Below are 21,241 nucleotides of genomic sequence, written 5' to 3' on the forward strand. Positions count from 1 at the left end.
TCCTTTCCAAGGTGGGTTCCGCGGGGAAATATAGCACAGCGACCGTGGAACGTCCGCTGTCTGCGTTGTCGATATGCGCTCGGAGGAACGCATTGAGATGCTATTCACACTACCTGTGGGTGTGGGCGGGGGTTATGAGGGGTCCGCCGGGTCCGGTTCCGTCGTCCGTGGGCGGCCCCGCAGCGCGCCCGCGCCGATGCGCAGCGCCGCGGAGCGCGGCCAGAGCGCGCCGATGATCCAGGCGACCGCTCCGAGTCCCGCCATGGCCAGTCCGGTCGGAGAGAGGGGACCGTCGACCAATACCGGCAGCTCGATGGGCCAGCCGGCGACCGGTTGGATCATCGAGGTCGGCAGGTCGAGGGCGAGCGTGGCGGCCGTCATCCCGGCCATCCAGAGCAGCGCCGCGAGCAGCGTGCGCGGCAGGGCCGCGGCCAGTCCCTTGACCAGGTGCCAGGGCAGCGATGCCGCGCGCAGCCAGCCATCGCTCCATGAGCCGGCGCCGCCGCGTCTGCTTTCGCGATCCAGCTGCGCGCCGACATTGAAGCCGATGGTCAGCAATATCCAGAGCAACACGAGCGTCGCCGCCGCCCCGGCCAGCGGGTCGATTGCGGCGGCCGTCGCCACCGGCAGAGCGAGGAGCAGAAGGGGTAGCAGCGCGCGGTCGTGATATCGCTGACGTTTGAGATAGGTGGGGTCGATCGGCGGTGCGGCCGCATCCTCCACCGCCGACCAAGGTGCCGTGGCCGATTCCGTGGCCGGGGCCGTTATCGGGACGGGCATGCCGGCCTCCGTCGGGGCGTCGGACGACGGCGCGTATGCCTTCGGCATGACGGACGGTGCGGCGGCCTGCGCCGGGGATCCATATGCCCCCGCGGGAATCGGGGCATCGGTCTGCGCGGCGTATCCGCCCGCGTTCTCGACGATGCGCCGCAGCGGCGGTCGCGCATCGGCATATCCCGCGGCCGCCGGCAGCGGCGTCGTCGGGCGGACCAGCGGTTCCGTGGTTTCCTCCAGCGGCACCGTCGCCTCTGCCAACGGCATTGTCGCTGGGCTGGTATTCATCCTTACCGTCGCGGAATCGGAATCGGCCGTTGCCGCCGGTACCGTCACCAAGTTGAGGACGGCCGTCGTTCCCTCTGCCGTCGGTCCAGCGTCACCCTGAGTGGCGTCTCGCGCAACCGCCTCGTATTGGTTCAATCCGATCGTCGAGTGCGCCGATCGAACTGTTTTCGCCCACAGCGTGCGCGGGCTGAACGGATCAAAAGGGCGCACCACCTCGCCCTCGTCCTGTGCGAAGGGGTTGAGCGCGTCGTCGGCGATTGCCTGCACCAGCGCATCCGGCGTGCAACGGCGCGTGCGATCCGGATCGAGCGCGGCGCGGAACGCGGCCATCGTGCGCGGAGGCAGGCCGGCGAGATTCGCATTGCCCGAGGCCTCGCGCTCCAGCACGGCCATCATCGGCTTGGTACCGAACACCGGCTGCCCCGTGCCCGCGAAGGCCAGCACCGACGCCACCGACCACCAGTCGGTCGCCTCGTCGGATTCGGCTCCTTCGATGATCTCGGGGGCGATGAATCCGGGCGTGCCCATGACCAGGCCCGTGCGGGTCACATGGCTTTCGCCCTCGCCCATCGCGATGCCGAAATCGACGAGCACCGGTCCCGAGGCGGAGACCATCACATTCGTCGGCTTGATGTCGCGGTGGACGATGCCGGCCGCGTGCACGGCTTTGACCGCGGCGACGAGTTTGTTCGCGAGGCGCTCCAGATCGACGCCGGCATAGCGGCCGTTCTGGGCCACATCGTCCTTGAGGTTGCGGCCTTCGATCAATTCGGTGACGATGAAGGCCAGCGCGTCGTCGAGCTCCATGTCGACGATGCCGCACACGCCGGGGTGGCTCACCTTCCTCAGCGCCATCGCCTCGCGGCGCAGACGTTCGCGCGCCGTCATCTGATCCCGGGTCGGTTCGGCGTCGTTCAACGAATCGCGCAGGATCTTCATCGCATATTCCTGCCCGCCGTCGTCGCGCACGCGCCACACCGATCCCATCGCCCCGGCCCCCAGCCGGGACACCAAGGTATAGCCGCCCACGACCTGCCCGGCCTGAAGATCCAACGCACCCAGCTCGCTCATATCCACCAGTCTAAGCCCGCTGGCTGTTCCGCATCCTGCGACGGCGTGACGATGCTCGATGCCAAGCGGTTCCAAGCCCTCGTCCGTTGCGCCTCCCGGTTCGTTCCGCTCGTCCGTCTTCGGTCCTTCCCCGGCTGTTCTTGCCCCAAGCCGCCCTCCGCCCCGTCCGCCTTCCCATTCTCCCTTTTCTCGTGCTTGCCGCACATTGTTATGAGAAAAGCGAGAAGAATACGGCTTCTTTTCTCCCTTTTCTCGTACCTATGCCGCCCTTAGCACGAGAAAAGGGAGAAAACCGCGATACCAGGGGTTCCCTTTGATGGAGGGAGCTGATTCTACGTCGCCGCCGGGCCTTGGTATGCGGTGGAGTCTTCCTTTTCCGTTGGTATGGAACGGAAAATGGGACGGAGCGCGCGCCGAGTATCCGGCATGAAATGACGCCGTTGGCGCGGAAACCGCCGCCACCATCATTTGACGCGCGAAACGATGCGTTCCAGCGGCCATCGGCACCGTCGCCGGACGAAACGCCTATGCTGTGGCGAAAGGGGGCGTTGATGATGGGGACGACGGAATGGCAGCCGTGCATATTCGGAACGACGAACGCGGAGCGTGCGCGGCTTCGATATCAGGCGAAGGTCGGCAGGCTTGTGTGTCCGTATCGCGCCCTGTATGCCGACCCTGCCTATTGGGAGCGTCTGACCCCGCCGGAACGCATGCGCCACCTTGCGCAGGCATTGTCGCGAAAGCATCCGTCGTGGGTGTTCGCCGGCCTCACCGCCGCGGCCGTGCTCGGGCTGGACTACACCTGGGCGCTGCTCGGGGACGATGACGTCACCATCGTCTCCCGGTCGACGCCGGCGAAGGGGCATGCTCGTTTGCGTCGCGTATTCGTCGCCGGCTCCGACGTCCATATGGCAACGTTCCGCGCGGGAGGCGATGTGGTGACGGTGCGCACCACCATGCCGGCGCGCACATTGGTCGACTGCGCGCTGCGATATCCATTCCGGCTGGTGCTGGGGATGTTCGACTCGGCCTTCCGCAACGGATTGGCCGACGAGGAGGCGGTGCTGGCGGTATGCGACGGCGTGCGCGCCGATTGCGGGCCCGTCTTCCGTCTGCTGCACTATGCCGATGCGCGCAGTGAGAACGGCGGCGAATCGTTGTGCCGCGCCACCATCGTCGAGCATGGATTCGCCGTTCCCGAACTGCAGCGCGTCTTCGTCGACCCCGCCGACCGAAGCAACGCATGCCGCGTCGATTTCGTATGGCATGCGCGCGACGGGCGCGTGATCGTGCTGGAATACGACGGCGCGCGCAAATACGTCGATCCGTCCATGACGAACCGTCGCGGCATCCAGCAGGTGGTGCGGGCGGAACGTGAGCGGGAGGAGCTGCTGCGGCGGGCGGGCGTGGCCGAGGTCATCCGCACGACCTACGACGAGGTCGCGTCGGTGGGCGCGCTGTTGGCCAAGTTGGACCGCGCCGGCGTGCCGGAGGTCGCCCGCATCCCGCTCCACGAACGCGTCGGCTGACGTGGATCGGCTTTCCGCGCCGCCGGCGTCGTTTGGCCGCCCGCCGCCCGCAGGCCATCCATTGCGCGCCCTCCGTCCGTTACCGTCGCCTATGTTCCGGCGGTCGTCGGCTTTCGTTTTCCTGATTGGTCGTCGTCGATATCGGATGGTTCCAGCGGCGGGCTGCCGGCACGGATCCACGGGGGCGTCCGGTTCGCTTTTCCGCGGTTTGTTCCCGTATTCTCCCTTTTCTCGTGCTTGCCGCACATTGTTATGAGAAAAGCGAGAAAAATACGGCTTCTTTTCTCCCTTTTCTCGTACCTATACCGCCCTTAGCACGAGAAAAGGGAGAGTATGGACGGCCAAGCGAACGGAATGAAGAGCGCGTGGCGTTGGGGACAGCCGACGGACGGCGATAGTCGGGTGCCGGTCAGACGTCGCGGTCGTGTGTTGGGGACAAAGGGAGGGGCAGCAGGACGCGGAGGTCGAACCAGTGGTCGGCGGCGTCGATGGTGAGTTCGCCGCCGTAGGAGCGCGCGATATGGCGGATCGACTTGACGCCGAAGCCGTGGCGCTCGTGGTTGCGTTTGGTGGTGGCCAGCGCGCCGTCGGCATCATGCCGGAGGTTGGAGTCGAAATAGTTCTCGACGCGCGCCACCGCGAACCCGCCCTGCCGGAACAGCGCCAGCCGGATAAGACGCTGCTCAGGGTCGGCCAGCCGCCCGGTCGCCTCGATGGCGTTGTCGAGCGCATTGCCGAACAGCGAGGCGATATCCATCGGCTCCATGCCCTCGAGCAGCTTGCCGTCCGCCACGCAGGTGAGTGTGATCCTGCGGTCGGCGCAGGCACGCAGTTTCGTGGTCAGCACCACGTCGAGCACCGGGTTGCCGGTGTGCTGCTGGGCCTCCGCCTTCGCCACCGACGCCTCGAGCCGTTCGAAGGATGCCGAGGCCTGCGCCGGATCGAGCTCGGCCCGAAGCGCGGCGATCTGATGCTTCAGATCGTGGGTGAGCCGTCCCATCGCCTCAAGGTTCTCCTTGGAGCGCAGGTATTCGGCATGCCGGGCGTCGACCTGAGCGTTGATCGAGGCGAGTTCCATCGCGGCGCGCGTGGAGCGGATCTGCTCCTGCTGGGCGTAAAGCATCGCGAAACCGCACAGATCCACCAGCGTGCGGATATAGAAGACCTCCTGCCCCAGCGTGCCCGAGAACGGCGTGTTCGTCGATATGAAACTCAGATTGCTCATCGCGAAGGTGACGACGGTGATCGCCACCGTGGTCACCGCGTCGCGCCACGCCAGTTGCATCGGTTCGGTGCGGCTGAAATTGCGGCGTTCCGTCAGCCAGGCCACTGCGAAGCACAATGCGTAGGTGACGGCCAGCATGCCCGCACTCAACAGGGTCAGTTGCGCGCCGGCGGAACGTGGGGCCACGAAGGTGACCAACTGCCAGTGCAGCGAGGCCACCAATTCCGCCAATACGAAGGCGCGGGCCGTCAGATAGCTGGCCTCGCGCTTGCCCGACCCCGAGGCCAGCAGGATGATCGCCCACATCGCCGCCACGGCCAACACCATGCCAAGCATCCACAGACCGATGGGCATCGCGCCGGCGGCATACTGCACGCCCACCATCACGGCCAACCCTGCGCCGCCCACCGCCAGCGTGCGCCACAACGGCACGCGCAGCGGGATTACGCTCAGATACACCACGCAGGCCAGCCATTCGCTGATCGCCGTATACAAGCGCGGAATATCCGGCAGCGCGTTGGTGATGCCGGCATTCATCGGGAGCCGCCCAAGTGCTCGGTAAGCGCCGTCATGAAGTCCTTTTTACGCGGCCGTGAGATGCGCAGGCGTTCGCCATTCGACATCACGCAGTCCTGATCCTCCACACCCGAAACGTGGTCGAGATTGACCAGATAGCAGGAATTGGAACGGAAGAACGGGCGCTCGGCAAGCTGCTCCTCCATCTTTTTGAGGCTTGACGTGATCGACAGTTTGCCGGAAAGCGTGTGGATGATGATGGTGTGGCGGATCGATTCGAAATACAGCACATCGGCGAGGGAAAGCCGCATCGACGAGCCGCCGGCCTCGACCAGCATCGCATCGTCGGCGCGGCGGCGCACCTGCGCGATCGAACGCTTGAGCTCCTGCTGGAAGGCGAACCAGGGAACGGGCTTGAGCAGATAGGACAGCGCGCCGACCTCGTATCCGTTGATCGCATACTGCGGGGCCGAGGTGATGAAGACGATGACCACATCACCGTCGCGCTCGCGGATCGCGCGCGCCGCGTCGATGCCGTCGAGCTCCTTCATCTGGATATCCATGAGCAGGATGTCATACACCGGCTGATAGCGCTCGACCAGCCGCGCGCCGTCGTCGAACACCGACACGACGAAGTTCTCGCCGCTTTCGGACTGATACCGGTTGAGATAATCCAGCACCCGCTGGCATTGCGCGGGGTCGTCCTCGACCACGCCGATCCGTATCGCACGCATGGGATTCCTTTCCTCACTGCCCAAGGATAAACCGGTCGGTCGTGCAGGTCGCGCCGGTTCATTGACAGATTATGCGCGTCGAATGACAGGGGATCAGATTCGGCGCGGATAAACGTGGGTGGCGTTTTGCGGTCGTCATGCGAAGGCTACTGGGTGAGCGCCCATTTCCACGCTGGTATCACGGCGATGTCCCCTGCGTCCAGGGCGAGGCGCTCTTCCTCGCGCATGGTGATGATGGTGCCTTGGGCGAGTTTTGTGTGCTGCATCACCGCGGTGAGCGAGTTGACCTCGCGTTTCCGAGTGGTGGGTTTCGTCATATCCGCGCTGACTTGGATGAGCCCATAGGGTTCGGTGGCCAAGGCGTCGCCGACGAGGAAGTCGACTTTCTCGTGCTTGCCGGTCGGCATGGTGTAGGAGGTGATGGCCTGAGTCCTTTGGCCACTGGTTCGACGCAGCAGCTCACCGAATACGGCGGTTTCCAGACGTTTGCCGAGATCCTGCTGGTTGGCACGGGAAACGGCGTGGGCCATGCCTTGGTCGACTGCATACAGCTTGGGAACGCTGGTGCTGTCGGGTTTGAGAGCGGTGCGGTATTCGTTGAGCTGATAGACAAGGAACGCCTGTTTGAACAGGTCCAGCAGCGTGTTGATCTTGTCCCAGTACACTTTCCAGCCAACGGCTTTCAGCGCTTCGACCAGCCCGTTCACGGAAAGTTCGCATGCGGTGTTGCGCAGCAAGTAGAGGGCGGTTTGCGTGGCAAGCGTGATGTTTTCGCGCCCCAGTCGTTCCGCGACATCGCGGGCGACCACATCGCGCAGATAGCCTTGGAGCATTTCGATGCGGTCGGGTTCTCCGATGCGTTGCACTGCGGGGAAGCCGCCAACGGTGAGGTATTGCCCGTATGCATGCTCGAATCGGGTGATCTCCTGTGGAGAGAAGGCGGGGGATGCATCATGGCGATCGGGCAGTGCAATCGAACGGAACGCGCAGAATTCACGGAAAGAAAGCGGCATCATGGCGTGCGGATGGGAACGTCCCCGGAATGAAGTGGCGATTTCCTCGCTGGACAGACGCGACGATGAGCCGGTGATGACCAGCGTCACCTTCTCATGTTCGGCGATGCGTTGGCAGAAACCTTGCCAGTGCTCGCATTCCTGCACTTCGTCGAGGAATAGGTAAGCGCCTTGTTCGCGTGCCTCGGGCACCTGGCGCCAGTATTCGTTGACGATGTCGTCCAACACAGTCGAAGGCATAGGTTGCAGTCGATCGTCGGAAAAATTGAAATATAGGATACGGTTACGCGGCACTCCCGCATTCAATAGGTCATGAATTTTTTGGAATAAGTAGAAAGTCTTGCCGCATCGGCGCACGCCGGTGATGATGTGCACGGTGTTGAATACCGCTGGCTCGGGCAGTTCGCGAATCGCCTCGTCCCGGCGTGACGGCGTGGGCATGTCGAACATCATGGCCTCGCGAACCAGCATGGAGTAGGAATCCCGTGGATTGTCCGGAACCATTGCGTGTCCTTTCCCTATTGGCGGTATCGGCGGTGTCTGCGGCGATATCCATGATACTTACTTCTCAAAATTTTTGAGAAGTTACATAGAAAACTTCTCAAAATTTTTGAGAAGTTATGATAATGGCGCTTGTGACTTAGGAGAAGAGCTCTATATGCAGTTCGCGCCGGTCCACTGACAGATTATGCGCGTCGAATGACAGGATGTGGGGCGGGCTCGACGCGGGGCGGTTTTGTTTGGTGCAATGGTGTCAACGACATGAGGGAGTGTCATCGGGCACCACGGCGGTGCGGCTGGCTCCTTCGTCGCCGGAAGTAAGAACAAGGAGGAGATCACATGCTAGGTATCAATTGGAGTGACGTCATCTCCGTCATCCAGTCGATCGCTCCGCAGCTGATTGCCGTTGTCGTCGTGCTGGTGCTGGCGCTCGGCGTGACCATCGGAGTGAACAAGAAGACGGTGAAGGACGTTGCCGCTCGCAAGCTCATCCACTCCGAGTCCTGGCTCGTGGCTCTGGTGGCCGCGGTCGTGGCCGTGTCGATGATGCTGTTCGGCCCGCTGTCCACACTGCTCAATAACGCGACCGCCACCAAATACATGTTGTCCGACGGCACGGTGGCGGCGGCGAATGAGCTTGCCGAGGAAGTGCAATCCGAGGCCATCACGATGCTCAAGAACGACGACGCCAACCTGCCGCTGGCCGACAAGAAGGTCAACGTGTTCGGCTGGGGCTCCACCAATCCGGTCTATGGAGGCACAGGTTCCGGCTCCATGTCCGACCAATACGACACCGTTTCGCTGCTGGACGGCCTCAAGTCCGCTGGTTTGGAGGCCAACGCCGACCTGAGCAAGCTCTATACCGACTATCGCGCCGATCGTCCGGTCGTGGGCATGAACAAGGGCACCCAGGATTGGACCCTGCCCGAGGTGCCGGCCGACCAGTACGGCGATCTGATCGACCAGGCCAAGGATTTCTCGGACGAGGCTGTGGTGGTTCTCACCCGTGTCGGCGGCGAGGGCGCCGACCTGCCGCGCGACATGCGTGCCAAGGGCATCCGTTACACCGATAACTCCAAGGATTACAAGGATTTCGAGCAGAGTGAGTCCTTCCTCGAACTGTCCCGCACCGAACGCGACATGCTCGATCTGGTGACGAAGAATTTCTCCAAGGTCACCTTGGTCTACAACGGTGCGAACACCTTCCAGTTCGACTTCCTCGAAAACTATCCGCAGATCAAATCCGTGCTGTGGTGTCCGCCCGCCGGCCAGACTGGCTTCTCCGCGCTTGGCGCCGTTCTCGCCGGTGAGATCAATCCCTCGGGCAAGACCTCCGACACCTTTGTCCGTGACCTCAAGTCCGTTCCCTCCGCCAACAATTCCGGTAGTTTCAAATACGACAATATGGAGGAATTCGGCACCACCAATTCCGAGAACGGAGACACCACCCCGGCATTCGTCAATTACGTCGAAGGCATCTATGTGGGCTACAAGTTCTACGAGACGGCAGCCGACGAAGGATTGATCGACTATGACGATGTCGTCTTGTATCCGTTCGGCCATGGTCTGAGCTACACCACCTTCGAGCAGAAGATGGGCGATGTGAGCTATGAGGACGGCAAGATCTCGTTCGATGTGACGGTGACCAACACCGGTGATGTGGCCGGCAAGGATGTCGTCGAGACGTATGTCAACCCGCCTTACACCAATGGTGGCATTGAGAAGGCCTCCGCCAATCTCGTGGCCTTCGAGAAGACCGACGTGCTCGAACCTGGTGCCTCGCAGACCGTCAGGATCGAGTTCGAGGACGATGACATGGCCTCCTATGATTCCGAGGATGCCAAGGCGTGGGTGCTCGAAGCCGGCGACTACGAGGTGTCGATCCAGAAGGATTCGCACAACTCGATCGCCGAGCAGGACGTCAACGTTCCTGAGACCATCACCTACGATTCCGAGGACAACACGCACAACGGCGACCAGACCGTGGCCACTAATGTGTTCGAGGACGACGGCGACGTGACCTATCTGTCCCGCGCCGACAAGTTCGCCAACTACGACGAGGCGACCGCCGCGCCGACGAACTTCACCCTTTCCGAGGAGCGCAAGGCGCAGTTCCGCAACAACTCGAACTACGATCCGGCCGAGACCAACGACGAGTCCGACGAAATGCCGACCACCGGCGCCAAGAACGGTGTACGTCTGGCCGAGCTCTATGGCCTCGACTACGACGACCCGAAGTGGGACGACCTGCTCGACCAGCTCACCTTCGACGAGATGGACAATCTCATCGCCAACGGCGGCTATGGCTCGCAGGCGATTTCCCCCATCGGCAAGATCCAAATGGTCGACGCCGATGGCCCGGCTTCGCTGAACAACAACTTCACCGGTGTCGGTTCCATCGGTTTCCCGGCCTCCACGGCCTTCGCCTGCACGTGGAACAAGGACCTGGCCAAGCAGTTCGGCGAGATGATCGCGCAGATGGCGCATGACATGCATGTCTCCGGTTGGTATGCCCCGGCCATGAACATCCATCGCAATCCTTTCGCGGGCCGTACCTTCGAGTATTTCTCTGAGGACTCGCTGCTCTCCGGCGTGATGGCTGCCAGCCAGACCGCTGGCGCGCAGGAGAACGGTGTCTATGCCTTCATCAAGCATTTCGCGCTCAATGATCAGGAAACCAACCGCATGAGCATGCTCAACACTTGGGCCAATGAGCAGTCGATCCGCGAGACCTACCTGAAGCCCTTCGAAATGGCGGTGAAGGAAGGCGGTGCCACGGCCGTCATGAGCTCCTTCAACTACATCGGCACTGAGTGGGCTGGCTCCGATTCCCGCACACTCAACACGATCCTGCGCGGCGAGTGGGGCTTCAGGGGCATGGTGCTCACCGATTACTTCGGAAAGTATGGTTATATGAGCGCCGATCGCGCCATCCGCGGCGGCACCGACATGATGTTGGCCACCACCACGACCACCAACCATGTCACCGACAAGTCGGCCACCTCGCTCAAGGCGATGCGCACGTCGGCGCACAACATCCTCTACACCGCTGTGAACAGCTATATGTATGAGAATGGCGAGCCCGAGGTCGCCACCCCGATCTGGAAGACCATCACCTACGTGGTGTGGGGCGTCACCGCCATCGTCTTCCTCGGCCTGAGCGCCTTGGCGATCGTCAAGTTCACCAAGCGCAAGAAGGAGGCCAAGGTCACCATCGAAGCGTGATCGCTCCGCTGGCAACGGCTCCCGAAACCCGCCCCATCCGGGCGGGTTTCGCCGTATACGGGCTGGTTGCGCTTGCCGTATGTGGTCTCACCCGCGCCGCCGCAGTGAGTCATGCGGCGGCGGCTGTGAACTCGTATGTATATGTTCGGATCTCCGCGGGGTTTATACGGAACTCTGCTGGATTTGTGCGGAACTCTATTGGGGCTATACGGAACTCTGCCGGGTTTGTTGCATCTGGTGTCACAAACCCAGCGGAGTTCCGTATGTATCCATACGAGATCCGTATGGATACATACGACTTACGCACAAACCCGGCGGAGATCCGATTGTTTGTGTGTTTGGAGGGAGCCCTGCGTGCGCGGCCTGCAAAACGGGTCAGCTCTCTTAGTTACGCATACAGATCATCAACGCCGATCAAGCAGATTGATTCGTCCTCGTACGCAAGCTTCGTCAGCTCCGGGCTGAAGCCGCCCAAGGAAAAGAGCATGGCGGACCGTTCCGCCCCTTTGAGCCGCAAGGCTTTTTCCTGCAATCTCCGCAGCATGGGAATATCCATCGGCCTGTTGCGGAACTTGCATTCGCCGGCGATGAGGTGCGTTGCGGACTTGTCCGTCGCGACCACATCGATTTCAGTGCGCGCATCCCACCAACGTCCGATATGACTTGCCCGGAACGGAAGCTGTCCGCGCATATTCTCTCGCCGTAGCCACTGGGCGCATATGCGTTCGAATGGCGTTCCCGCGAAATCATGAAGCAACGGTTCGACGTCATGCCGCCAGACCCCGTCGATGTCGCCGATCTCTAAATCGGAGCGGTTCGGCGCCACGAAGGCATACCAGAACCGGAAGAAGTTGTCGGAGAGCCGATAGAGGCCTCGCATGACCTTCGATTCCTCGATCGGTTTGGCGTTCGTTGGGAATTCACGCTCCACGATATTGACTTCGATGAGGTTCCTCAGATAGGAGCTCACTGCGGCGGCTGGCATCGCGGTGCGTTGCGCTATGTCGTTGAGCTGCGTGGCGCCGAGGGCCACTGCCTGCAGGATGGTGTTATAGGTGGCGGGCTCACGGAACTCCTGGTGCATGAGGAACTCCGCCTCGCTATACAATGCGGCGCCTCGGCGCAGGATGCGTTGCCGGATGTTGGTCGCCACGTCCTCGTCGGGGTCGAATTGGGCGAGATAATGCGGCACGCCGCCTAGAACTGCGAAGGCGAGCGCATTGTTCGCCGGGGTGTAATGAGGGAAGAATTTCGCGGCATCCCAATAGGGCATGGGATCGACTCGCAGAATGCCGGTGGCCCGTCCGTAGAGCGGCGATTTTTCGGACAGAATCTCCTTTTCGATGAAGCTCATGGAACTGCTGCACAGCACCAGCGTGATGTTGTTATGGCGCAAGGTGTGGTCCCATAGATTCTGGATGATCGAGGGGAGCGATTTGTCTGATCTCACCAAATAAGGGAACTCATCAAGGATGACGAGACGTTTGTTGCCATCGGCTGAAGCTGGCAGGTTGGCGATGTCCTGCAGCGCGGTCTCCCAGTCGGGATACTGGCGCAGATAGCGCGAAGCGGGTGCCCCCGCTTCGAACATCTGGCGGGAGAACGCGGCGAGTTGCTCGTCTTTATTGGCCTGCGGCGCCGCGAAAAATACATGGTCTTTCCCCTGAGCGAAATGTGACAGGATTTCGGTTTTGCCCACGCGCCTGCGCCCGTAGAGCACCACTAATTGCGCGTTGGATTGCGCATAACTGGATTCCAGGAACTCAAGTTCATTGGTGCGTCCTATGAAGGCCATGAATAAAATCGTAATATATATAATTACGATTAGTCAAATCACGATTATATAAATCGTGGGGCCATGGTGAATGACATTTGCTGCCGCGCGACGGGGGATAATGGAAGGGCGTGCGCGACCTGCGTCGATGACGACTGCGGGCGGACCATCGCACGACAGGCATGCAAGGAGGTATGGCATGGCACTCACTCATCTCATGGAACCGCTGGAAATCCGGCATATGCGGCTCAAGAACCGCATCATGTTCCCACCCATGACCACTGGTTACGAGGCGCGCGACGGTTCGATCACCGAACAAAGCATCAACTTCTACAAGCGCGTGGCCGAGGGCGGCGCGGCCTACATCGTGCTCGGCGACGTGACGCCCGTGCACACGATCTCGCCCACGCCCAAGCTCGTCACCGACGAGCAGATCCCGAGTTTCAAGGCGCTCGCCGACGCACTGCATGAGTTCGATTGCAAACTCGGCCTGCAGGTGTTCCACCCCGAATACGACACCGTGGCCGTGGCCGAGCTCTTCGCCAAGGGCGACATGGCCGGTGCACGCGCCAAACTGCACCACGATATGGCGCATTATGTCAACGAGGTGACGGCTGAACGGCTGGGCGAGATCCTCGGATCCATCACAGCGCTGGCGAGGCGCGCGGCGGCGGCCGGCGCCGATGCCATCGAGGTGCATGGCGACCGTCTCGTCGGCTCGCTGTGCTCTCCGCTCATCAACGAGCGCGACGACGATTACGGCGGCGATTTCGAAGGCCGCACGCGCTTCGCCCGCGAGGTCGTGCGCGCCATCCGCGCCGGCTCGCCCGAGATCTGCATCGACTACAAACTGCCGATTATCACCGAGAACCCGCAGCTTGGCCGCGGCGGTCTGTTCATCGACGAGGCCGTGGCACTGGCAAAGCTGCTCGTCGAGGACGGCGTCGACACCTTCCATGTGGGCCAGGCCAATCACACCGGCAATCTCAACGACACGATCCCGGCCATGGGCACGCGCCCGGACTGCTTCATGGAGGAATATTCGCGCCGGGTTAAGGAAGCGGTCGAGGTGCCGGTCTCCACGGTCGGTGCGATTCCCACCGCCGCCGAAGCGGAGCGGCTCATCGCCGAGGGGGCGTGCGATTACGTGGGCCTGGGGCGGCCGATCCTGTGCGACCCGGATTATGCGAACAAGGTCGCGGCCGGGCAGGAGGACTTGATCCGCCCGTGCATCATGTGCAACCGCGGCTGCACCGATGCCATTGCCTCGCGCAGGTTCATTTCCTGCGTGCTCAACGCGGAGAACGGCTACGAATACCAGCGCGTGATCAAGCCCGCCGAGACGCCTCGCCGTATCGCCGTGGTCGGCGGCGGTCCGGCCGGCATGGAGGCCGCGCGCGTCGCCGCCTTGCGCGGGCATGACGTGACGCTCTACGAGAAGGCCAGCGAACTCGGTGGACAGTTGGTCATCGCCGCGGCCCCGCCGCGCAAGGACCGCATGCTGACGGCGGTCCGTTGGTATGAGCGGGCGCTCGCCGCCGCCGGCGCGAAGGTGGAGCTGAACACCGCCGTCGACGCTTCCGTGCTTGCCGAGGCCGGTTTCGACGAGGTTATCGTCGCCGTCGGCGCGCGCAATGCCAGGCCGCCCATTCCCGGCACGGAGGAAGGGCAGCCGCATGTGCTCGACGCGTGGAAGGTGCTCGCCGGCGAGCAGCGACCGCACGGCCGCACCGTCGTCATCGGCGGCGGTCTGGTCGGTGCGGAGACCGCCGAGCTCATCGCGCAGGAGGATTACGGCTGCGAGGTCACCATCGTCGAGATGATGGGGAGGATCGCCGCCGAGGAATCCCAGACCATCCTGCCGGTCATGATGGCCGATTTCGAGACGCATCACGTCACGCTGATGACCAACACCAAGGTCGATCGCGTCACGGAAGGTGCGGTCGAGGCCACGGAGACGCTGAACCCGCCCGCTCCCGCAGGCCGCCCCGGTGGCCCGGGCGCTCCTGGCGCCGGTGCCCAGGGCGGGCAGGGCGGTCGTCCGGGTGCAGCCGGTGCCCCAGGTGCTCCTGGCGGCCGACCGGTTGCCCCGGGAGCCGCTGGTGCGGCCCCAGCCGACGCCCCGGCCCCGCAGACGCGCCCGGTGACCATCCCCTGCGATTGCGTGGTGATGGCCCTCGGCGCCACGCCGCAGCCCTTCGATATCGCGCCGCTCGAGGCCAAGGGCATCAAGGTCACCCTCGTCGGCGACTGCAACGGCAAGGCCGCCGACATCAACCGCGCCGTCGACGAAGGCTACCTCGCCGCCATCGCCTGACGCGTCGCCACGTCGCCCATCCCAGGGGCCTGCCGCCACCCGGTCGCAGGCCCCATTCAGTTGTCAAGCGCCTCGAAAGTCAGGATTCGCTGCCGCCGGACAGTCGGATATAGGCGGCATGCTCGCGCAGATATCGCCGTAGATAGGGGATCGCAAAGTCCACTTTTCCATAGCCGGCGTCTTTGATGACCTGCGCTTCGATGAGCCTAGCGCGATAGATGCCGGCATACCCGGGGTCTTTGCCCATTCGCTCAGCGACGGCGGATGTGGAGGAAGGTCCGTCATCCTGTGCCATGGCTAGTAGATAGGTTTTATCCACCGCGGACAGGCCGTCAAGTTCCGGCCCATGCACGGTGTCGCCGAGTCTGCCAAGCGCATCCTGAATGCCCTGTTGCGCGTCGGCGATGGTGACTTCCGTTCGATGTTCGCGGTGCCGGTTGGCCAGTCGCCAGATGTAATAGCCGACCAGTTGAATCATAAATGGATATCCTTCGGTGGCTTTGGTCGCCAGCTCCAAGGCCTGTCCTTCAATGGTTATGCCGGAATCCGCAAAGGTGTCGGATAGCGCGGTGCGCACTTCCGCCAAAGGGATATCGCCGAGCCGTTCCGGTTGGGCGCGACGCAGGAAAGTCAGGACCTCGTCGTTGAGCCATGTCGAGGCGATCGAGGGCAATCCGGCGAATACGAAGGCGATGTTGCGGTCCTCGCGAATGAGGTGCTGCACGGCGGTGGCGATGGCGATCATATCGTCGCGCGCGGCGGCCTGCGCCTCATCGATGGTGATGAGCAGTCCCGCGTCTTTCTTCTCCAGGGCGTCGAGACGCGTTCCCATGGCTTGCCGCAGGGTCAATGGCATCTGCTGCGAGGAGATTTGCGCTTCGCCCAGGCTCATGCTGACTCCGGCAACGGCTATGGAAGGGCGCAGTTTGGCGCTGAACGAATGTTTCGATGGTGTGAGGCGCTGCAGCAGGCGGTTGGTGAAGCCTGCCGAAGCCGTTTCGTCGACGACCTCCCACGAACGAGCTTCGGCGAGGCGGCGAAATTCGGTGAGCAACACGGTTTTGCCGATGCCGCGTGCGCCGGTGACGCGCATCAGGCGTCCTGGGGCGCCCGGGCCGTTATCCAGCCCTTCCTCGAAGTCCTCGAGCACGGTATCTCGCCCTATCAATGCCGGCGGCATATGCCCCGCCGTTGGTTTGAATGGATTGATTGGCCGGTCCATAACATGCCTTCCATATGACTTCGAACTATAAAAACTATAAAAGAGTATAAAGACTATAAAAAGTTATAAAACTATAAAACACTATAAAAATCCGGTGTGCGGGGCGGATGGATGCGGAATATGCCGGGGAAACGACAGGTTATGTGCGAGGGGAGGCATGGCGAAGCCGAGGCTGGTTGAATCGAAGATATCGACGACGATTGCCAGTAGTGCGAGGGAGGACCATGGAAGTCGAAGAACTGTCCGTCACCGAGAAGGCGGCCCTGCTTTCCGGGGCGAGTGAGTGGGATTCTCGCGGCAACAAGCGCGCTGGCATTCCCAGTTTTGTGATGAGCGACGGTCCGCACGGCGTGCGTCGCCAGCTGGGCGCGGGCGACCATCTTGGGCTTGGTGCCTCCAAGCCCGCCACCTGTTTCCCGACGGCCGCCACCGTCGCCAACTCCTGGGATCCGGCGCTCGCCGAGGAGATGGGCGAGGCTTTGGGGCGCGAGGCCCACGACCTCGATGTGAACGTGCTGCTTGGCCCCGGCATGAATATCAAGCGCAATCCGCTGTGCGGACGCAATTTCGAGTATTACTCGGAGGACCCCATCGTGGCCGGCCGCATGGCCTCGGGGCTGATCCGCGGCATCCAGTCGCAGGGCGTGGCGGCTTGCCCGAAGCATTTCGCCGTCAACAGCCAGGAGCTGCGCCGTCAGGCCTCCAATTCCGTGATCGACGAGCGCACGATGCGCGAGCTCTATCTGACCGCCTTCGAGATCGCCGTGCGCGAGGCCGCTCCGTGGACGATTATGACCTCCTACAACGAGATCAACGGCGTCTATGCGCATGAGAACAAGCATCTGCTGGGGGAGATCCTGCGCGACGAATGGGGCTTTGATGGCCTCGTCGTCTCCGATTGGGGCGGCTCCAACTCCGCCGTCGCGGCCGTCAAGGCCGGCGGCACGCTGGAGATGCCGAGCCCCGGATACACCTCCGTGCGCGAACTCGTCGGTGCCGTCAAGGCCGGCACGCTCGCCGAAGCCGATCTCAATGCGCGTGCGGCCGAGGTCGCCAAACTCGCCCGCCTCACGCAAACGCAAGGCGTCGGGCGCGACGATCTGCTCGCCGATGATGTGGCCGCCGAGCATCATGAGGTGGCCCGTCGCGTGGCCGAAGGCTCGTTTGTGTTGATGAAGAATGGGGATTCTTCGGCTTCGGGGCTTCGCCCCTCCGCTCAGAATGACAGCGGTAGTGGCGCCGCTCCCCTCGTCCGGGGCGATGGTGGCGCCTTTTCTTGTCATCCTGAGCGCAGCGAAGGATCTCATCCGCTGCCGCTCAAGCCCGGCACCCGCGTGGCCGTTGTGGGCGATATGGCCAAGACGCCGCGCTTCCAAGGTTCCGGCTCCTCCAAGGTCAACGCCACGCGCGAGGAGAACCTGCTGGATGCGCTCACCGCCGCCGAAGGCGTGGAGGTCGTCGGCTGGCAGCAGGGCTACGACCGCCAGGGAGCCGCCAACCGTGTGCTGATCGAGGACGCGCTGGCGCTCGCCGGGCGCGACGACGTGGACGCGGTTGTCGCCGTGGTCGGTCTTGACGAACGCTCCGAATCCGAAGGCCTCGACCGTTCCACTATGGCGATTCCCGCCGCGCAGAACGACCTGATCGCAGCGCTCAAAGCTGCCGGCAAGCCCGTGGTTGCCGTGCTGGTCGCCGGCTCCCCGGTCGAACTGCCGTGGTTCGACGAGGTGGACGCCGTGCTGTACATCGGCCTGTCCGGCCAAGCCGGTGCCACGGCCGCCGCCAACGTGCTGACCGGCAAGGTCAATCCCTCCGGCCACCTGGCCGAGACCTGGCCCCTGCGATATGACGATTGCCCGTCCGCCGGCTGGTATCCGGCCATCGGCCGCGACGCCATCTACCGCGAAGGCCCCTTCGTCGGATACCGCTATTACGAAACCGTCGGCATGCCGGTCCGCTTCCCCTTCGGCTACGGCCTGAGCTACGCGACCTTCTCCTACGCCGATCTCGAGGCCGACGACACCGGCGTCACCTTCACCGTGACCAATACCTCCAAAGTGGCCGGCGCCACGGTGGCCCAGCTCTATGTGCGCGGGCCCCGCGGCGGCGTGCTGCGCCCCGACCATGAGCTCAAGGGCTTCGCCAAGGTGACGCTCGACGCAGGCGAATCCAAGACGGTGCGCATCGACTTCGACCGATACACCTTCCGCCATTTCGACACGGCCGGCAACGCATGGCGCGCCGAATCGGGCGACTGGACGCTGATGATCGGCGAAAACGCGCGCGACATCGCGCTCGAAACCACCTTCGTCGTCTCCGGCGACACCGAGCCGGTCCCCGCCGATCCGTCGCTTGGCGCCTATCTGACCGGCCGGGTCAAGGAAGTGACCGACGCCGAGATGCGCGCGCTCTTCGGCCGCGAGGTGCTTGCGCCGGGCAAGCCGACGACCTTCGGCGTCAACGACCCGATCTGTTCGTGGGCCGATTCGAAGGGCTTCGTGGCGCGCACCGTGGCCAATACGCTGGTCAAACGGGAGCGCAGGGCGCGCGAGAAAACCGGCTCGCCCGACCTCAACACGCTGTTCGTGCTCAATATGCCGCCGCGCGCGATGGCCAAGATGACCCAGGGCATGATCGACCCGGCGATGGCCGAGTCGGTCGCCGCCATCGCCAACGGCCGCACCCTCCGCGGCGCCGCGTCGTTCGTCGCCGGCTTCTTCCGCAACCGATCCGCCAATAAGACCATCGCCAAGGAACTGGACTGATCCGGCCGATCCGTGTCATCCGCCAACCCCACGAAAGAGGAATATCATGACCGCCAACACCGCTCCCGGCAATCCCTCCGCTTCCGGCGCGACCAAGTCCCTCGGGCCGATCCGCCAGTGGATCAAGGACCACCCGAATATCTGGGAATTCATCCTGTTCAACATCCTGTCGAACGTCTCCACGATCTTCCGCTTCGTCGTCACCTGGATCGGCACCGCCGTGTTCGTGGCCGGGATGGGAATCACGCAGCCGTTCCATTTCCTCATCTTCAACTATCCCGAGTCCGGCAACGGCCTGGGCGGGTTCCTCACCTTCCTGTGCGCCGAGGTCATCGCGCAGATCGTGAACTTCGTCGTGCAGATGAAGTGGGTGTTCAAATCGGACTCCAGCTTCAAGGACGCCGCGTGGAAGTATGCGATCCTCGCCGTCGTCATCGTCGTCGTCAACCTGGTGCTGCCGGGGTATGTGACCGGCCTGTGCCAGGGCTGGGGGCTGAACGCGGGCGTCGCCGGCACCGTCGCCTCCGTCGTCAACACGGTGCTCGCCGTGATCGTCAGTTACCCCCTGCTCAAGTTCTGGATCATGCCGAAAAAGGGCTGACGGCCGTCGGCCGGCTGTGTCTGGTCCGCGTCCGGCCTCTGTCCGGTTCGCGTCCGTCCGATCGCGGCTCCACGGCGTCCCCTTCCGCCCGTTCTTTCTCCCCTTTCTCGTGCTTGCCACACATTGGTACGAGAAAAGCGAGAAGAATACGGCTTCTTTTCTCCCCTTTCTCGTACCTATGACGCCTCTAGCACGAGAAAAGGGAGAAAGAACGGATGATGCCGCCTCGCCGGGCGGTCGGGTGGGGCCGCGGGTGGTGCCGGGACGCCTCCGAAAGGGCATGCGACGGGCGCCGCGTGTCGTGTATGTCGAAGCGGCGTGTATAGTGAGGAGAGGTTCGAGGGAGATCGTTCTCCCGAGGGCCGCATAATTCAATAAGTAAACGCTGAGGTTTGCGGATTGCCGGCAATGAAGTCGTTGCGGGCGACACACGAATCGAAGCACCGAAAAATCCCTTTACAACGGATCGTGAGGCACGTACCTGCCTCTGAAAGGATTGACAACTATGGCAAACGTCGTTTTCGACCATGTCACTCGTATCTACCCGGGCAACGACAAGCCGTCGGTGGATGATCTGGAACTTGATATCAAGGATGGCGAGTTCCTCGTTCTGGTCGGCCCCTCTGGCTGCGGCAAGTCCACGACGCTGCGCATGCTGGCCGGCCTCGAGGAGGTCAACAAGGGACGTATCCTCATCGGTGGCAAGGACGTCACCACCCTGCAGCCGAAGGACCGCGACATCGCCATGGTGTTCCAGAACTACGCGCTGTATCCGCACATGACCGTCGCCGACAACATGGGCTTCGCTCTGAAGATCGCCGGCACTCCGAAGGAGGAGATCCGCAAGCGCGTCGAGAAGGCCGCCGAGATCCTCGACCTGACCGAGTACCTCGATCGCAAGCCGAAGGCTCTGTCCGGTGGCCAGCGTCAGCGTGTGGCCATGGGCCGCGCCATCGTGCGTGAGCCGAAGGTCTTCCTCATGGATGAGCCTCTGTCGAACCTCGACGCGAAGCTCCGTGTGCAGACCCGCACCCAGATCGCCGCTCTGCAGCGCGAGCTGGGCGTCACCACCCTGTACGTGACCCACGACCAGACCGAGGCCATGACGATGGGCGACCGCATCGCCGTCATCAAGCTCGGCATCCTGCAGCAGGTCGGCGCTCCGACCGAGCTGTACGATCGCCCGGCCAACGTCTTCGTCGCCGGCTTCATCGGCTCCCCGTCGATGAACCTCAACACCCACCCGGTGGTGAACGGCAAGGCGAAGATCGGCGAGGACACCGTGGATCTGCCGGCCGAGGCCGTCAACAAGCTGACCGCCGCGGACGACAACCAGATCGTCGTGGGCTTCCGTCCGGAGGACGCCAGCCTGGCGGCCACCGACGATCCGAACGCCTTCTCCCTGAAGGTCATGAACGTCGAGGATCTGGGCTCCGATGGCTACATCTACGGCAACATCCTCACCGATGGCTCGGAGGCCGAGGCGTCCACGATGATGTCCGATCAGAACAAGCTCACCACGGTTCGTGTGAACCCGCGTGCGCTGCCGAAGATCGGCTCCGTCGTCAAGATCAAGATCGATCCGTCCAAGATGCACCTGTTCGCTCCGTCGACCGAGCTGCGTCTGAACTAATCGATCCGAGTGACCAACCGTCGCGCTTTGCGCAGCGGGTGGCCGAACCAACG

General features: G+C 63.0%; 12 protein-coding genes. 6 read left to right on the top strand and 6 right to left on the bottom strand.

Annotated elements, in window-relative coordinates:
* Window positions 1–132: 132 nt before the first annotated feature.
* Window positions 133–2,133: a serine/threonine-protein kinase gene (locus AC1AUD_RS08670; protein ID WP_476573946.1), complete on the bottom strand. Its 2,001-nt coding sequence runs from the start codon at window positions 2,131–2,133 to the stop codon at window positions 133–135.
* Between the two features lie 551 nt (window positions 2,134–2,684).
* On the opposite strand from AC1AUD_RS08670, the gene AC1AUD_RS08675 reads away from it, so the two are divergent.
* Window positions 2,685–3,662 carry a CTP synthase gene (locus AC1AUD_RS08675; protein ID WP_476573947.1) on the top strand — a complete coding sequence of 326 codons (978 nt, stop codon included), beginning with the start codon at window positions 2,685–2,687 and terminating at the stop codon, window positions 3,660–3,662.
* Between the two features lie 409 nt (window positions 3,663–4,071).
* Here AC1AUD_RS08675 and AC1AUD_RS08680 read toward each other — a convergent pair whose 3' ends face one another.
* The 3 genes from AC1AUD_RS08680 to AC1AUD_RS08690 form a co-directional block, all read right to left on the bottom strand.
* Complete coding sequence (locus tag AC1AUD_RS08680; protein WP_476573948.1) at window positions 4,072–5,424, bottom strand: GHKL domain-containing protein; 1,353 nt, start codon at window positions 5,422–5,424, stop codon at window positions 4,072–4,074.
* Window positions 5,421–6,137: a LytR/AlgR family response regulator transcription factor gene (locus tag AC1AUD_RS08685; RefSeq protein ID WP_476573949.1), complete on the bottom strand. Its 717-nt coding sequence runs from the start codon at window positions 6,135–6,137 to the stop codon at window positions 5,421–5,423. The genes AC1AUD_RS08680 and AC1AUD_RS08685 overlap by 4 nt, the downstream gene beginning before the upstream one ends.
* A 146-nt stretch (window positions 6,138–6,283) precedes the next feature.
* A complete protein-coding gene (locus tag AC1AUD_RS08690; RefSeq protein WP_476573950.1) occupies window positions 6,284–7,654 on the bottom strand; it encodes an ATP-binding protein in 1,371 nt (456 codons plus the stop codon).
* A gap of 336 nt (window positions 7,655–7,990) precedes the next feature.
* Here AC1AUD_RS08690 and AC1AUD_RS08695 point away from each other — a divergent pair, with 336 nt between their 5' ends.
* Window positions 7,991–10,876 (top strand): beta-glucosidase, encoded by a 2,886-nt coding sequence (locus AC1AUD_RS08695; RefSeq protein WP_476573951.1) that lies wholly within the window; start codon window positions 7,991–7,993, stop codon window positions 10,874–10,876.
* Window positions 10,877–11,264: 388 nt separating this feature from the next.
* Here AC1AUD_RS08695 and AC1AUD_RS08700 read toward each other — a convergent pair whose 3' ends face one another.
* Window positions 11,265–12,671, bottom strand: coding sequence for an ATP-binding protein (locus tag AC1AUD_RS08700; protein WP_476573952.1), 1,407 nt, complete (start codon window positions 12,669–12,671; stop codon window positions 11,265–11,267).
* 178 nt (window positions 12,672–12,849) lie between these two features.
* On the opposite strand from AC1AUD_RS08700, the gene bilR reads away from it, so the two are divergent.
* The gene (bilR, locus tag AC1AUD_RS08705; RefSeq protein WP_476573953.1) at window positions 12,850–14,967 is read left to right on the top strand and encodes a bilirubin reductase, long form; all 2,118 of its coding nucleotides are present in this window, start codon (window positions 12,850–12,852) and stop codon (window positions 14,965–14,967) included.
* A gap of 79 nt (window positions 14,968–15,046) precedes the next feature.
* Here the strand turns inward: bilR and AC1AUD_RS08710 are convergent, their stop codons facing one another.
* A complete protein-coding gene (locus AC1AUD_RS08710) occupies window positions 15,047–16,189 on the bottom strand; it encodes an ATP-binding protein (protein WP_476573954.1) in 1,143 nt (380 codons plus the stop codon).
* Window positions 16,190–16,413: 224 nt separating this feature from the next.
* On the opposite strand from AC1AUD_RS08710, the gene AC1AUD_RS08715 reads away from it, so the two are divergent.
* The 3 genes from AC1AUD_RS08715 (at window position 16,414) to AC1AUD_RS08725 (ending at window position 21,188) form a co-directional block, all read left to right on the top strand.
* Complete coding sequence (locus AC1AUD_RS08715; protein WP_476573955.1) at window positions 16,414–18,954, top strand: glycoside hydrolase family 3 C-terminal domain-containing protein; 2,541 nt, start codon at window positions 16,414–16,416, stop codon at window positions 18,952–18,954.
* A 46-nt stretch (window positions 18,955–19,000) separates the two neighbouring features.
* Window positions 19,001–19,555 (top strand): GtrA family protein, encoded by a 555-nt coding sequence (locus tag AC1AUD_RS08720; RefSeq protein WP_476573956.1) that lies wholly within the window; start codon window positions 19,001–19,003, stop codon window positions 19,553–19,555.
* A gap of 505 nt (window positions 19,556–20,060) precedes the next feature.
* Complete coding sequence (locus AC1AUD_RS08725) at window positions 20,061–21,188, top strand: ABC transporter ATP-binding protein (RefSeq protein ID WP_476573957.1); 1,128 nt, start codon at window positions 20,061–20,063, stop codon at window positions 21,186–21,188.
* Window positions 21,189–21,241: the final 53 nt, after the last annotated feature.

Source organism: Bifidobacterium sp. LH_730 (assembly GCF_056355835.1).

Coding starts and splice junctions, on each gene's coding strand:
- AC1AUD_RS08670 (WP_476573946.1), bottom strand. CDS start 2,133: ATGAGCGAGCTGGGTGCGTTGGATCTTCAGGCCGGGCAGGTCGTGGGC.
- AC1AUD_RS08675 (WP_476573947.1), top strand. CDS start 2,685: ATGATGGGGACGACGGAATGGCAGCCGTGCATATTCGGAACGACGAAC.
- AC1AUD_RS08680 (WP_476573948.1), bottom strand. CDS start 5,424: ATGAATGCCGGCATCACCAACGCGCTGCCGGATATTCCGCGCTTGTAT.
- AC1AUD_RS08685 (WP_476573949.1), bottom strand. CDS start 6,137: ATGCGTGCGATACGGATCGGCGTGGTCGAGGACGACCCCGCGCAATGC.
- AC1AUD_RS08690 (WP_476573950.1), bottom strand. CDS start 7,654: ATGGTTCCGGACAATCCACGGGATTCCTACTCCATGCTGGTTCGCGAG.
- AC1AUD_RS08695 (WP_476573951.1), top strand. CDS start 7,991: ATGCTAGGTATCAATTGGAGTGACGTCATCTCCGTCATCCAGTCGATC.
- AC1AUD_RS08700 (WP_476573952.1), bottom strand. CDS start 12,671: ATGGCCTTCATAGGACGCACCAATGAACTTGAGTTCCTGGAATCCAGT.
- bilR (WP_476573953.1), top strand. CDS start 12,850: ATGGCACTCACTCATCTCATGGAACCGCTGGAAATCCGGCATATGCGG.
- AC1AUD_RS08710 (WP_476573954.1), bottom strand. CDS start 16,189: ATGGACCGGCCAATCAATCCATTCAAACCAACGGCGGGGCATATGCCG.
- AC1AUD_RS08715 (WP_476573955.1), top strand. CDS start 16,414: ATGGAAGTCGAAGAACTGTCCGTCACCGAGAAGGCGGCCCTGCTTTCC.
- AC1AUD_RS08720 (WP_476573956.1), top strand. CDS start 19,001: ATGACCGCCAACACCGCTCCCGGCAATCCCTCCGCTTCCGGCGCGACC.
- AC1AUD_RS08725 (WP_476573957.1), top strand. CDS start 20,061: ATGGCAAACGTCGTTTTCGACCATGTCACTCGTATCTACCCGGGCAAC.